12 protein-coding genes are annotated in these 12,827 nt (G+C 74.2%); 8 read left to right on the top strand and 4 right to left on the bottom strand.

Going from position 1 to position 12,827, the window contains the following annotated elements; all coding sequences use genetic code 11:
- Positions 1-11 precede the first annotated feature (11 nt).
- From BFV98_RS14150 to BFV98_RS14120, 7 genes are all read left to right on the top strand, one after another.
- On the top strand, positions 12-1,253 hold the full coding sequence (locus BFV98_RS14150; RefSeq protein WP_071096638.1) for a sensor histidine kinase: 1,242 nt from the start codon (positions 12-14) through the stop codon (positions 1,251-1,253).
- Entirely contained in the window at positions 1,250-1,900 is a 651-nt protein-coding gene (locus tag BFV98_RS14145) for a response regulator transcription factor (RefSeq protein ID WP_071096636.1), read from the top strand. The genes BFV98_RS14150 and BFV98_RS14145 overlap by 4 nt, the downstream gene beginning before the upstream one ends.
- A 76-nt stretch (positions 1,901-1,976) precedes the next feature.
- The gene (locus BFV98_RS14140) at positions 1,977-3,011 is read left to right on the top strand and encodes a hypothetical protein (RefSeq protein ID WP_071096634.1); all 1,035 of its coding nucleotides are present in this window, start codon (positions 1,977-1,979) and stop codon (positions 3,009-3,011) included.
- A gap of 73 nt (positions 3,012-3,084) precedes the next feature.
- On the top strand, positions 3,085-4,587 hold the full coding sequence (locus tag BFV98_RS14135) for a magnesium chelatase (protein WP_071096632.1): 1,503 nt from the start codon (positions 3,085-3,087) through the stop codon (positions 4,585-4,587).
- A 2-nt stretch (positions 4,588-4,589) separates the two neighbouring features.
- On the top strand, positions 4,590-6,545 hold the full coding sequence (locus BFV98_RS14130) for a VWA domain-containing protein (RefSeq protein ID WP_071096630.1): 1,956 nt from the start codon (positions 4,590-4,592) through the stop codon (positions 6,543-6,545).
- 880 nt (positions 6,546-7,425) lie between these two features.
- Positions 7,426-8,001 (top strand): hypothetical protein, encoded by a 576-nt coding sequence (locus BFV98_RS14125; RefSeq protein WP_013284248.1) that lies wholly within the window; start codon positions 7,426-7,428, stop codon positions 7,999-8,001.
- Between the two features lie 119 nt (positions 8,002-8,120).
- A complete protein-coding gene (locus tag BFV98_RS14120) occupies positions 8,121-8,615 on the top strand; it encodes a hypothetical protein (protein WP_083395278.1) in 495 nt (164 codons plus the stop codon).
- A 15-nt stretch (positions 8,616-8,630) separates the two neighbouring features.
- Here BFV98_RS14120 and BFV98_RS14115 read toward each other — a convergent pair whose 3' ends face one another.
- Entirely contained in the window at positions 8,631-9,770 is a 1,140-nt protein-coding gene (locus tag BFV98_RS14115; RefSeq protein ID WP_176921697.1) for a GlxA family transcriptional regulator, read from the bottom strand.
- 70 nt (positions 9,771-9,840) lie between these two features.
- On the opposite strand from BFV98_RS14115, the gene BFV98_RS14110 reads away from it, so the two are divergent.
- Positions 9,841-11,139, top strand: a complete 1,299-nt coding sequence (locus BFV98_RS14110) for an MFS transporter (RefSeq protein ID WP_013474148.1) — start codon at positions 9,841-9,843, stop codon at positions 11,137-11,139.
- Positions 11,140-11,189: 50 nt separating this feature from the next.
- Here BFV98_RS14110 and BFV98_RS14105 read toward each other — a convergent pair whose 3' ends face one another.
- The 3 genes from BFV98_RS14105 to BFV98_RS14095 are packed head-to-tail and all read right to left on the bottom strand — an operon-like array spanning position 11,190 to position 12,766.
- A complete protein-coding gene (locus tag BFV98_RS14105; RefSeq protein ID WP_013284252.1) occupies positions 11,190-11,912 on the bottom strand; it encodes an RICIN domain-containing protein in 723 nt (240 codons plus the stop codon).
- A 58-nt stretch (positions 11,913-11,970) separates the two neighbouring features.
- Complete coding sequence (locus BFV98_RS14100) at positions 11,971-12,255, bottom strand: DUF427 domain-containing protein (protein WP_013284253.1); 285 nt, start codon at positions 12,253-12,255, stop codon at positions 11,971-11,973.
- Between the two features lie 40 nt (positions 12,256-12,295).
- Complete coding sequence (locus BFV98_RS14095) at positions 12,296-12,766, bottom strand: aminoacyl-tRNA deacylase (RefSeq protein WP_114921202.1); 471 nt, start codon at positions 12,764-12,766, stop codon at positions 12,296-12,298.
- Positions 12,767-12,827 lie beyond the last annotated feature (61 nt).

Genomic DNA, 12,827 nt, shown 5'->3' with positions numbered 1-12,827 from the left:
ACAATGACCGGGTGACGGTCCGGGGGGTGTTCGCGCCGCTGGTGCGCGCCAGCACCTGGCGCCGTGCCGTGTTCCTGCTCCTCGGTGGCGTGCTCGCCCTGCCGTACGCCTTGCTGGCGGTGGTCTTCGCGCAGATGCTGGGGAACGCGACAGCGCCCCGCCCGCTCGTGCTCGGCCTGCTGCTGGTGGCCGCCGGGCTCGCCGTGGTGCCGGTGTTCCTGGCCGGCAGCCGGGCGCTGGAGATCGCCGCCGCCCGGGCGCTGCTCGCCGTCGACCTGCCGGAGCCCGCGCCCGGGCACCGGATCGACCGGGAGACCCGGCTGCGCGCCGCGCTCTGGATCGCCCTGCACCTGGGCACCGGCGCGGTGGTGTGGTTCGCCGCGATCAGCGCGTTCCCGATGGCGCTGGTCTTCGTCGCCGGCCTGGCCGGGATGGACACCGGCGCCGTGGCGGACCAGCGGTTCGGCCCCGTCGACCCGGCGCACCCGGTCCAGGCCGGGCTGGCCGGCCTGGCCGTGCTGGCCGGACTCGGCTACGCCGTGGCCGGCCTGGGCGCGCTCGCCGCCTCGATGGCGCCGGTGCTGCTCGGCCCGGCCCAGGCCGAGCGGATCGCCGCGCTGGAGACCCACGCGGTACGGCTGGCCGAACGCAACCGGCTGGCCCGCGAACTGCACGACTCGGTCGGCCACGCCCTGACCGTGGCGACCCTCCAGGCCGGCGCCGCGCGGGAACTGCTCGACACCGACCCCGAGTTCAGCCGGCGGGCCCTGACGGCCATCGAGGAGACCAGCCGGCGCGCCATGGACGACCTGGACCACGTCCTCGGGTTGCTCCGCGAGGCCGGCGCCGCGACGGCACCCGCGCCGCAATCAACGCTCGCCGGACTCGACCGGCTGGTCGCCGCGGCCCGGGCCGCCGGGCTGGACGTCGAGTCCCGGGTCGACGGAGCGCTCGACGCGCTGCCCGCCGTGGTGTCCCGCGAGGGCTACCGCATCGTCCAGGAAGGGCTGACGAACGCGGCCCGGCACGGCCGTGGACCGGTCGCGCTGCGAGTCGCCGTACCCCCGGAAGGGCTGGCGATCGAGCTCGTCAACAGCGTGCGTGGCGCCGCCGGGCCGGCCCGCGGCGGGCGCGGGCTCGACGGCATGCGGGAGCGGGTGCTGCTGCTGGGCGGCCGGCTGGACGCCGGCCCCGACGGGGATCGCTGGCGCGTCCGGGCCACCCTGCCGGTGCCGAGAGGGGAGGTCCGGTGACCATCGACGTGCTGATCGTCGACGACGACGAACTGATCCGGGTCGGCCTGCGGGCGATCGTGGACGCCCAGCCGGACCTGCGTGTCGTCGGCGAGGCGGCGGACGGGGCCCAGGTGCCGCCGCTGGTCGCGAAGCTGCGACCGCGGGTGGTGCTGATGGACGTGCGGATGCCGGCCATCGACGGCATCCAGGCCACCCGCCGGTTGCTCGCCGCCTCCGCCGACCCGCCCCGGGTCCTGGTGGTCACCACGTTCGCCAACGACGAGTACGTCTACGAGGCGCTGCGCGCCGGGGCAGCCGGTTTCCTCCTCAAACGGGCCCGCCCGGCCGAGGTGGTGCAGGCGATCCAGGTGGTGGCGGCCGGGGATTCGCTGCTGTTCCCGGCCGCCATCCGGCAGCTCGTCGACACGTACGGGCGGCGCGACGGCGACCGGCTTCGCGCCGCGCGCCTGACCGAGCGCGAGGCCGAGGTGCTGCGGCTGATGGCCGCCGGCCTGTCCAATCCGGAGATCGCCGCCCGGCTGGTCGTCGGCGTCGAGACGGTGAAGACGCACGTCGGGAACGTGCTGGCCAAGCTCGGGGTCCGGGACCGGACCCAGGCGGTGGTCGCCGCCTACGAGTCGGGCTTCGTGATCCCGGCCGGCTGACCGGTCCCTCCCGTGGGGGAGCGGGTCCACCCCGTGGCGGGATGGAACGCGCGCCCGGCCGGTCCAGGCTGAGGGCATGACGACGACCATCACCTCCGCACCTCCCCGGGACACCCGCACCCGGCTGGACCCGGCCGCCCCGCTCGCCGCCGCCTGGCTCGGCGGCTGGGGCGTGCTCGCCCTGCTGTCGGCGCTCACCGGCGCCGGCTACCCGTTCGGCACGAACGACCCGCACGGCGGGGACGCCGCCGGCCTGCTCCAGTTGCTGCCGGACGCCGTCGGCCCGCCGCTGTTCGCGGTGGTCCTGCTGACCGGCGCCGTCGCCGCCCTGGCCATGACCGGCCCGGCCCGGCGGCCGTCCCGCCCGGTGCGCCTGCTGATCACCGGGTACGCCTCGACCGTCGCCCTCGCGTTGGCGGTGGTGGTGCCCGGGATGCGGGTGCTCGCCCTGCTCGGCTACGCGCCGATGCTGATCATCGGGGCGCCGTTCGGCTGGCCCTCGGTGGACTACGCCGACGTCTTCACCTGGCCGCTGTTCGCCCGGCTGGCTGCCCTGGCCGGGGGGATGCTGCTGGCCGGCGCGCTGCTGCGCTGGCGTCGCCGGATCGCCGACGGGTCCGCTCCGGGCTGGACCGCGCCCGCCGCGGCCGCCCGGTGGGGCCGGTGGGCGACGTGGACGGCGGCCGTCGTCCCGGTGCTCTACGCGTTCACCCGGTTCGCCTGGCTGGCCGGTGTCCCGCTGGGAATGTCCCGGGAGACGCTCGCCGAGATGCGGGCCGACGGTGCGATCTGGGCCGGCGCGGGGCTGGGCGCGTTCGCCGTGGTCGGCGCGGTGCTCACGCTCGGACTGGTGGCCCGCTGGGGAGAGCGGTTCCCGCGCTGGATGCCCGGGCTGGCGGGCCGGCGGGTGCCGGTGCTCCTCGCGGTGATCCCGGCCGGGCTGGTCGCGCTCGCCGTGCTGGCGGCCAGCCTCGACCTGCTCGCCGCGCCGCAGTTCGCCGAGCTGATCAGGGAGGGCAACGCCGCCGCCCTGCCGATGGTGCTGTGGCCGGTCTGGGCGGTCACGCTGGCTGGTGCCGCGTACGCGTACCACCTGCGACGCCGCGCCTGAGACGCCGCCCGGAGGGTCGGTCCCGGCACGGGGCGGGACCGACCCCCGGGCGATACGCGAATTCTGAGCTAGCGTGGATCGGGTGACCGCTCCCAACCAGGTTTCCCCGGTCCCGCCCGCCGACCTGCCGAGCACACTCGGCGAGTTGCGCGCTACCGGCCACCGCTACCGCACGGTCAAACAGGAACTCCGAGACAACCTCCTCGCCCGGATGGGCTCCGGCGAGGACCGCTTCCCCGGCATCGTGGGCTACGAGGACACGGTGCTGCCCGAGGTCGAGCGCGCGCTGCTCGCCGGGCACGACATGGTGCTGCTCGGCGAGCGCGGGCAGGGCAAGACCCGGCTGATCCGTTCGCTCGGCGCGCTGCTGGACGAGTGGACCCCGGTGATCCCCGGCTCGGTACTCAACGAGCACCCGATGCACCCGCTCACCCCGGCGTCCCAGGCGCTCGTCGACTCGGCCGGCGACGACCTGGCGATCGGGTGGCTGCACCGCTCGATGCGGTACGGCGAGAAGCTCGCCACGCCGGACACCAGCGTCGGTGACCTGATCGGCGACGTCGACCCGATCCGCCTCGCCCAGGGGCGCACGCTCGGTGACCCGGAGACCATCCACTTCGGGCTCGTACCGCGTACCAACCGGGGCGTCTTCGCCGTCAACGAGCTGCCCGACCTGGCCGAACGCATCCAGGTGGCGCTGCTCAACGTGCTGGAGGAACGCGACATCCAGGTCCGCGGCTACCAGCTACGGCTGCCGCTGGACCTGCTGCTCGTGGCCAGCGCCAACCCGGAGGACTACACCAACCGGGGCCGGATCATCACGCCGCTGAAGGACCGGTTCGGCGCGGAGATCCGTACCCACTATCCGCTCGGCCTGGACCTGGAGCTGGCGCTGATCCGGCAGGAGGCCGACCTGGTCGCCGTCGTGCCGGAGCACGTGCTGGAGGTGCTGGCCCGGTTCGCCCGCGACGTGCGGGAGTCGCCGTCGGTCGACCCGCGCTCCGGTGTGTCCGCCCGGTTCGCCATCGCCGCCGCGGAGACGGTGGCCGCCGCCGCGCTGCGCCGTTCGGGTCTGCTGGCCGGTGCTTCTGCCGGCGCTGGTGCCGGCGTCGGTGCCTCGGGTGGGGCGGCCGGGACGGCGTCCCGGCCGGAGGCGCCTGTGGCCCGGATCGGGGACACCGTGTCGGTGACCTCCACCCTGCGCGGGAAGGTCGAGTTCGAGAGCGGCGAGGAGGGACGCGAGATCGAGGTGCTCGCGCACCTGCTGCGTACCGCCACCGCCGAGACGTTCCGCGCCCGGCTCGCCGGGCTCGACCTGTCCGGCTTCACCGCGATCGTCGCCGAGGGCGGCGCCGTCGAGACCGGCGAACTGGTCTCCTCGTCCGAGCTGCTACGCCAGGTCGGCACCGTGCCGGGGCTGGCCAAGGTGCTCGACCGGCTCGGGCTCGGCGACGCGCCCAGCCCGGAGGAGGCGGCCGCCGGCATCGAGTTCGTGCTGGAAGGGCTGCACCTGACCCGCCGGCTCGGCAAGGACGTCACCGACTCCGGGCGCACCGTCTACGGGGACCGGGACTGACAGTGGCCGGCGGCAACCGCTTCCGGTACGGGCAGTGGCGCGGCGGACCCGACCCGCTCGCCCCGCCGTACGACGTACGCGCCGCTGTGGACGCGGTCGGCTCGGACGTGCTCGCCGGCGGCAGCCTGCGCGAATCGCTGCGCGAGCTGCTGCGGCGCGGCCCGCAGGGGCGCGGCGGGCTCGACGACCTGGCCGCCCGCGCCCGCCGCCTGCGCCGGGAGGCACTGCGCCGGGGCGACCTCGACGGCGCCGTCACCCGGGCCCGGGCACTGCTCGACCAGGCGCTCGCCGCCGAACGCGACGAGCTGCGCGGCCGCGACGGCGACGACGCCCGGTTCGCCGAGGCCGTGCTCGACAACCTGCCCCGCTCCACCGCCCGCGCGGTGTCGGAGCTTTCCGAGTACGACTGGGCCAGCGCGGAGGCGCGGCAGACGTACCAGCGGATCCTCGACGGGCTGCGCGGCGACGTGCTGGAGCAGCGATTCGCCGGGCTGCGCGACGCGGCCCGGGCCACCGCCGACCCGGCCGTCCAGCGGCAGCTCGCCGAGATGATGCGCGACCTCAACGACCTGCTCGCCCGGCACGCCCGCTCCGAGGACACCACCGACGCGTTCGCCGAGTTCATGCGCCGCCACGGCGAGTTCTTCCCGGAACGCCCCAGGGACGTCGACGAGCTGATCGACGTACTGGCCCGGCGGGCCGCCGCAGGTGAGCGGCTCATGCGGTCGCTGTCGGACCGGCAACGTGAGGAACTCGCCGGGCTGATGCGTCAGTCGCTCGGCGACCGGCTCTCCGGTGAACTGTCCCAGCTCGACGCGCACCTGCGGTCGCTGCGGCCGGACATGAACTGGCAGCGCGGCGAGCGGGTACGCGGCGACCAGCCGCTCGGCTACGGCGAGGCCACCGGCGCGCTCGACGAGATCGCCGAACTCGACGAGCTGCTGGACTCCCTCGACCAGGACCAGCCCGGCGCCACACTCGACGACGTCGACGTGGAGGCCGTCGCCCGTACGCTGGGCCGGGACGCCGCCGACGACGTACGCCGGTTGCAGGAGCTGGAGCGCGAACTGCGCCGCCAGGGCTGGGTCACCCGCGACGCGGACGGGCTGATGCTCAGCCCCAAGGCGCTGCGCCGGCTCGCGAGCACTGCGCTGCGGCGCGTCTTCTCCGACCTGACCGCCGGCCCGCGCGGCCAGCACGACCTGCGCACCGCGGGCGCCGCAGGCGAGGTGAGCGGGGCGTCACGCCCCTGGGAGTACGGCGACGAACAGCCGCTTGACGTGGTGCGCACGCTCACCCGGGCGGTACGACGGGCCGGTCCCGCGGTGCCGGTGCCGCTCGCTGTCGAGGACTTCGAGGTGGTGGAGACCGAACGGCGGGCGTCGGCGGCGGTGGTGCTGTGCGTCGACCTGTCGTACTCGATGATCTCGCAGGGCCGGTGGGGTCCGATGAAGCAGACCGCGCTGGCCCTGTCGCACCTGATGGCAACCCGGTTCCCGCAGGACGCGCTGCAGATCGTCGGCTTCGGCCGGGAGGCGATGCCGCTGACCCAGCAGGAGCTGGCGGCGGTGGAGCCGGACATGCAGCAGGGCACCAACCTCCAGCACGCGCTGCGGATCGCCGGGCGGCACCTGCGCCGCCACCCGGGTGCCGAGCCGGTGGTGCTGGTGGTCACCGACGGCGAGCCGACAGCGCACCTGGACCCGGAGGACGGCGAGGCGTACTTCCACTGGCCGCCGCTGCCGGAGACGATCTCGGCGACGATCCGGGAGGTGGACCGGCTGACCCGGTACGGCGCGACGCTCAACCTGTTCATGCTGGGCGACGATCCAGGGCTGCGCCGGTTCGTGGATGCGGTGGCGCGGCGTTCGGGTGGCCGGATGTTCACCCCGGACCTGGACGACCTGGGCGAGTACGTCGTCTCCGACTACCTACGCGCCCGCCACGGCCGCCGCTGAGCTTGCGCCTGCCCGCCTGCGCCCGTGCGTCCTCGCGCCCGCGCGCTCGCTCTCGCGCTCTCGTCGATCTTGGAGTTGTGGTGCCCATGATGCCCGGTTTGCGGCGTTCGCGAGGTGCCACAACTCCAAGATCGGCGGGCCTCTCCTAGAGCCTTGGCGAGTCCTCGTCAGCTCGGGCACAAGAGCCGCCCGGGATCCCCTGGGGCATCCGCGATCTTGCACTTTCGTACCCCGCAAACCGCGCGAATGGGGCACCCGAAGGGCTCGAACCGCAAGATCGCGCAGGTGATCCGGGGTGCCGTCCTCTCGCCCGGGTCGGCCCGCCTGGCTCGGGTCGATCATGAAGTTGACGGTGTTTGGTGTCCGGTTTGTCGGCGTCAACTTCATGATCGACGGCGCGGGGGCGGGTGCGTGTGGTGCGATCCGTGCTGACCTGGGCGGGTGTGTCTGGTTCGGGGGTGGTGGGTGGCACTCTGGGGGTGGAATCGCGGGCGGGTGGGTGGCGTTGTATCCGGGTGAACGGCCGAGCAAGGCTCGCCCCGCGAGTGGGGTGGTATCTGCAAGGCCTTGGGAATCACCCCGGGGCGGCTGGTCGTTGAGTACGGTTCCGGCGACGTGAGCCGCGGGGAATCATCCTGGCCGGCTGGTCGTTGGACACGGTTCCGACGACGTGAACCCGCGCCGCTTTCTGGTGGCGTGTTGAGCCTCCGGGAATGGTGGCGGGTGGCGGGTCGTTGAACATGCTTCCGGCGCCGCGACGAGGCATCCCCCTGCCCTCGCGAGCAGCCGGATCCCCCGAAGACTTTCTTGAGCGCCTGACGGTGCCCACGCATCCCCGTTCCCCCGCGGGGTGTGTCGACCCCCGAATGGAGCACTTCTGATGAACACGATTCTGCGTAAGAGCATTCTGGGTGTTGCTGGTCTGGCTTTCACCGGTGGCGTGTTCGCCGGTCCGGTGGCTGCGCACGCGGCGGAGACCACGCACGTGGCGAAGCCGGTCAGTGTGAGCGTGCAGGGTGACAAGCTGATCCCGCACGGTGTGCAGGGTGAGCAGTCGCGTATCGACCTGAACGACGAGCAGACCAAGAATGTGAAGGCGATCATCGCGGCGACGAAGAAGGCCGGTATGGACGAGCGTGCCGCGGTCGTGTCGATCGCTACGGCGTTGCAGGAGTCGAAGCTGGAGAACCTCGGCCACCTCGGTGACCGTAACGATCACGACTCGCAGGGCCTGTTCCAGCAGCGCCCGTCCAGTGGTTGGGGCACGGTGGAGCAGATCACCGACCCGGAGTACTCCACGACGGCGTTCCTGAAGGGTCTGAAGCAGGTCGACGGCTGGCAGGACATGCCGCTGACCAAGGCCGCCCAGACCGTCCAGGTGTCGGCCTACCCGGACCACTACGCCCAGTGGGAGCAGCAGGCCGCCGACCTCGTCGCCCAGCACTGGAACAGCTAAGACGAACAAGTAAGACCAAGCTGAAGGCCGGCACCCCGAACCAACGGGGTGCCGGCCTTCACGCGTCTGGGTGAACCGGGCACGGTAGCCGGGGTGCCCGCAGCGGCTGCGAGGGTTGGATGCGGGGCATGGACGAGGTGGACGCCCCGGCACTGCGGCAGGCGTACGAGGAGTTGTTCGCGGAGATCGACGCGGGCGGGTTCGGGCCGCCGCCCGAAGGTCAGCTGAGCGCCGAGCAGATCGTCGCGCACCTCGCCGCCAACGACGAGCTGATGAGCGAGGCGACCGAGGCGGTGCTGGCCGGCTCGCCGTTCGCGTACTACGACCTGGACACCATCCACCGGCCGCAACTGGACGCGCTCGTCTCCGAGTGCGGCGGGCTGGACGGCCTGGCCGGGCTGTTCCGGGCCACCAGCCAGAAGTTGTGCGCGTTGGCGGAGCGGCTCGGCCCGGCGGCGGAGACGCCGGTGGACACCGTGCTGCGCGAGGGCTTCGACCTGGACGTGGACGACTCGCTGCCCTGGGGCAGGGCGCTGGACCTGCACATCCGCGTGCACCTGCCGCTGCACCTGGCCCAGCTCCGCGCCCTGCGCCGCCAGCCCCACCTCGCCTGACCGGCAGACAACCGATCATGGAGTTGTGGCAGTGGACAACTCCGACATGCCTGGCCTTCCAGGCGCCACAACTCCAAGATCGACGGAAGCGGGCGCGGACGGGACAGCGGGCACGGGCGGGACAGCGTGCGGGGGCGGAGCAGCGGGTGCGGGCGGGGCGGAACGCGGGGCGGGGGACGTCGCAGGGGGCGGGTGGCGGAACGTGCGGCGGTAGGCGGTGGGGGACACGCCTACCCGCGCGTGGAAGTGCTGGCGCAGCGCGGCGGTGGTGCCGAAACCCGCGTCCCGGGCGATCCGGTCGACGTTCAGATCCGTCGTCTCCAGCAGCACCCGGGCGTGCTCGGTGCGCTGCTGGAGCAGCCACTGCGCCGGGCTGAGCCCGGTCTCGGACCGGAAGTGCCTGGTGAACGTACGGACGCTCATCCGCGCGTGCGCCGCCATCTCGCGCAGCGCCACCGGCTCGTGCAGCCGCTGCCGCGCCCACTCGCGGGTGGCCGCTGTGCCGTTGTCAGCGGCGCGGGGTACCGGCCGCTCGATGTACTGGGCCTGCCCACCGTCGCGCCACGGCGGCACCACGCAGCGCCGGGCGGCCCGGTTGGCCACCGCGCTGCCGTGGTCCGTGCGGACGACGTGCAGGCACAGGTCGATTCCGGCGGCCACCCCGGCCGAGGTGAGCACGCGGCCGTCGTCGACGAAGAGCACGTCGGGGTCGAGCCGTACGCCGGGGTGCAGGCGGCGGAAGCGCGACGCGTACGCCCAGTGCGTGGTGGCCGGGCGGCCGTCGAGCAGTCCGGCGGCGGCGAGCACGAACGCGCCGGTGCAGATGGACATGACGCGGGCGCCCCGGTCGTACGCGGCCCGCAGCGCCTGGGCCACCTCGGCGGCAACCGTGCCGTCGTGCAGCGGCGAGCCGGAGTGGATGCCGGGGACGATCACGGTGTCGGCGCGCTCCAGCAGTTCCAGCCCGTGGTCGGGGAGGACCTGGAAGCCGGCGCTGCTGCGTATCGGCAGGCCGCCGGGGGTGCAGGTTGCCACCGCGTACAGCGGGGTGCTGTCGTCGGCGCGGGCGGCGCCGAGGACCTGGGCGGGGGTGCCGAGGTCGAGCGCCACCACGCCGTCGAGGGCGAGGACGGCGACCCGGTGCGGTACGGACATGGCCCGATTATTGCGCACGATGGCTTTCCGGCCACTCGTCGCAGGAACCGCCCGGTCCGAGACTCGATTGGTGACACGATCCCGCCTGCACCCGGCCTGGCTCGTCGCCGCCGTGGCCTTCGTCGCGCTCGTCGGTGCCGCAGGTTTCCGCGCCACCCCGGGTGTGCTGCTGCACCCGCTGCACGCCGAGTTCGGCTGGCCGCTGGCGACCATCTCCGCCGCCGTGTCGGTCAACCTGCTGCTGTACGGCCTCACCGCGCCGTTCGCCGCCGCGCTGATGGACCGGTTCGGCATCCGCCGGGTGGTGGCCGGTGCGTTGGTGCTGGTGGCCGCCGGCAGCGGCCTGACCGTGGGGATGACCGAGAGCTGGCAGCTCCTGCTGTGCTGGGGCGTCCTCGTCGGGCTGGGCACCGGCTCGATGGCGCTGGCGTTCGTGGCGACGGTGACCGGGCGCTGGTTCGTCAAGCGGCGGGGCCTGGTGACGGGTGTGCTCACCGCCGGCGGCGCGGCCGGGCAGCTCGTCTTCCTTCCGCTGCTCGCGGTGCTGGTGCGCGACCACGGCTGGCGCACGGCGGCACTCGTCGTCGCCGGGGCCGCGCTGGCGGTCGTACCCCTTGTGGTGTGGTTGTTGCGGGAGCATCCGGCGGACCTGGGGCGGCCCGCCTACGGCGCGACCGAGGTCGTGCCGCCGGCCCGGCCGGAGGGCGGCGCCGCGGCGCGGGCGGTCGGCGCGCTCGCCGCCGCCGCGCGGACGCGGCCGTTCTGGCTGCTCGCCGGCGGTTTCGCGATCTGCGGCGCGACCACGAACGGCCTGGTCGGTACGCACTTCGTGCCGGCCGCCCACGACCACGGCATGCCGGAGACCACAGCCGCGGGTCTGCTCGCCGTGGTCGGGCTCTTCGACATCGCCGGCTCGATCGCCTCCGGGTGGCTCACCGACCGGGTCGACGCCCGGCTGCTGCTCGGTGCCTACTACGCGTTGCGCGGGGCGTCGCTGTTGGTGCTGCCGAGCCTGTTCGCCGGTACGGCCGAGCCGAGCATGCTGGTCTTCATCGTCTTCTACGGGCTGGACTGGGTGGCCACGGTCCCGCCGACTGTGGCGTTGTGCCGGGAGTGGTTCGGCGCGTCCGGCGCCGTGGTGTTCGGCTGGGTGTTCGCCGCGCACCAGTTCGGCGCCGCGCTGGCGGCCACCGGCGCCGGTCTGGTCCGGGACCGGCTCGGCGACTACGCGCTGGCCTGGTACGTGGCGGGCGCGCTGTCGGTCGGCGCGGCCGGGCTGTCGCTGCTGCTGCGGCGCCGTCCCGCCGGCGAGCCCGCGCTCGCGCTGCCCGTGGCGGCGGGCCGGCGGGCCTGGAGCTACCGCGGCTGACGGGTCGGCGCTACCGGGGCCGGCGGGGCGGCGCCACCGGGGCCGACCGGTCAGCCGGCCGCCCACTGCTGCTCGGGAGCGCCGCTGCACGGCGCCTGCTCCAGCTCGCGGCCGGGCTCGGTGCCCGCGTCGTCGACCTGCGCGCACTTGCCGCTGTGCACTGCCACAAGCAGCGCCGCACCGTCACCGGCCTGCTGGAACCGCCACTGCTGGTTGGCCTGCCCGTTGCACGACCACTGCTGCACGTCGACGCCGTCGTCGGTCTTCGCCTCGTTGACGTCCAGGCACTTGCCGCTCGCCGCGTTGACGAGCAGGTAGGTGTCGTTCGTGACCGGCGTGACCACCCACTGCTGCTCCGGCCCGCCGGTGCAGTCGGCCAGCGCCGCCTGCGCGCCCTCGGCCTCGTCGCCCGTCACGCCGAGGCAGCGTCCGGACGGCACGCCCCGGATCACCTTCGGCGTGGCCACCGGCGCGGCGGGTGTGCTCGGCGCCGCGCTCGGCGAGGGCGACGACGACGGCGTGGGCTCCGCCGTCGGTTCCGCGCTCGGCTCGCTCGGCTCCGCTGTGGGCACTGCCGCCGCCGGCACCACCGGCCGGTCGTCGCCGCCGCCGAGCACGCCGGTGGCGAAGAAGACCCCGAGGAGTACGCCCGCCACGCCGACGCCCAGCGCGATCCGCATCAGCGGGTCCTGGGGCAGCCGGACACCACGGGCGCCACGGGCGCGGCGGGCGCCGTAGACGGTGCCGGACGGGTCGGAGTGCGGGTCGGCCATGGGGGCATAGTGACCCACCGGGGCCGCCGGGTGCCAGTCGCCCCGGCGGCACGGTGACTCAGTCGACGACCCGGACGTCCTTCCAGAACGCCACCCGGTCGCGGACCATCTCCGCGTCCGGCTTGGGATCGGGGTAGTACCAGACGGCGTCCGGGCTGGTGGCGCCGCCGTGTTCGAGCGTGTAGTAGGAGGCCGTGCCCTTCCACGGGCAGACCGTGTGGGTGTCGGACTCCCGGATCAGGTCGTCGCGCAGCGCGGCACGGGGGAAGTAGTGGTTGCCCTCGACCACCACTGTGTCGTCGCTCTCGGCGACGACGAGGTCGTTCCAGACGGCTTTCGGCATGTCCTCCACGCTATGCCGGTGGGCGCGTGCCGGCCACCGCTCAGCGCGTCGGCTCCTCGTCCGTCACGTCGGCCACCGTCGCGCCGAGCGCGGCCAGCGCGGTGTCCGCGTCGACCGCGACGGCGAGGCCGTGCTCGCCCGCGCCGAGCGTGATCTCCCGGCCGCGCAGCCGCTCGTCGGCGACCACCGGCCAGGCGGTGGTGGCGCCGAACGGCGTGATGGTGCCGCGCGCGTACCCGGTGGCGGCCTTCGCCGCCTCGGCGTCGGGCATCGACAGCCGGCTCACCCCGAGCAGGGCACGCAGCTTCGGCCAGGAGATCACCCGGCCGCCGGGCGTCAGCACGAACAGCAGGTCGCCCTCGCCGCGGCGGACCACGATCGTCTTGACCACGTCGGGCACCTCGACGCCGCGCGCCGCAGCCGCCTCGGCGAGGCTCGCGACCGGGCCGTGGCGGATCACCCGGTACGGCAGGCCGGCGTCGTCGAGTGCGGTGAGCGCGGGATTCGGCATGGCGGTCACGGTAACGCGCGCGTCGTCGGCCGGTCGCGGAATGGCCACCGTGGACATCCCA

The sequence above is a fragment of the Micromonospora sp. WMMB235 genome, assembly GCF_001855515.1.
GTDB lineage: Bacteria > Actinomycetota > Actinomycetes > Mycobacteriales > Micromonosporaceae > Micromonospora > Micromonospora aurantiaca.
This window is presented reverse-complemented; position numbering and strand designations above follow the sequence as displayed.

Excerpts from the sequence above, each read along its gene's own strand:
- BFV98_RS14120 (WP_083395278.1), top strand. The coding sequence starts at position 8,121 with ATGCGGGGCATGGACGAGGTGGACGCCCCGGCACTGCGGCAGGCGTAC.
- BFV98_RS14100 (WP_013284253.1), bottom strand. The coding sequence starts at position 12,255 with ATGCCGAAAGCCGTCTGGAACGACCTCGTCGTCGCCGAGAGCGACGAC.
- BFV98_RS14125 (WP_013284248.1), top strand. The coding sequence starts at position 7,426 with ATGAACACGATTCTGCGTAAGAGCATTCTGGGTGTTGCTGGTCTGGCT.
- BFV98_RS14095 (WP_114921202.1), bottom strand. The coding sequence starts at position 12,766 with ATGCCGAATCCCGCGCTCACCGCACTCGACGACGCCGGCCTGCCGTAC.
- BFV98_RS14115 (WP_176921697.1), bottom strand. The coding sequence starts at position 9,770 with ATGTCCGTACCGCACCGGGTCGCCGTCCTCGCCCTCGACGGCGTGGTG.
- BFV98_RS14105 (WP_013284252.1), bottom strand. The coding sequence starts at position 11,912 with ATGGCCGACCCGCACTCCGACCCGTCCGGCACCGTCTACGGCGCCCGC.
- BFV98_RS14140 (WP_071096634.1), top strand. The coding sequence starts at position 1,977 with ATGACGACGACCATCACCTCCGCACCTCCCCGGGACACCCGCACCCGG.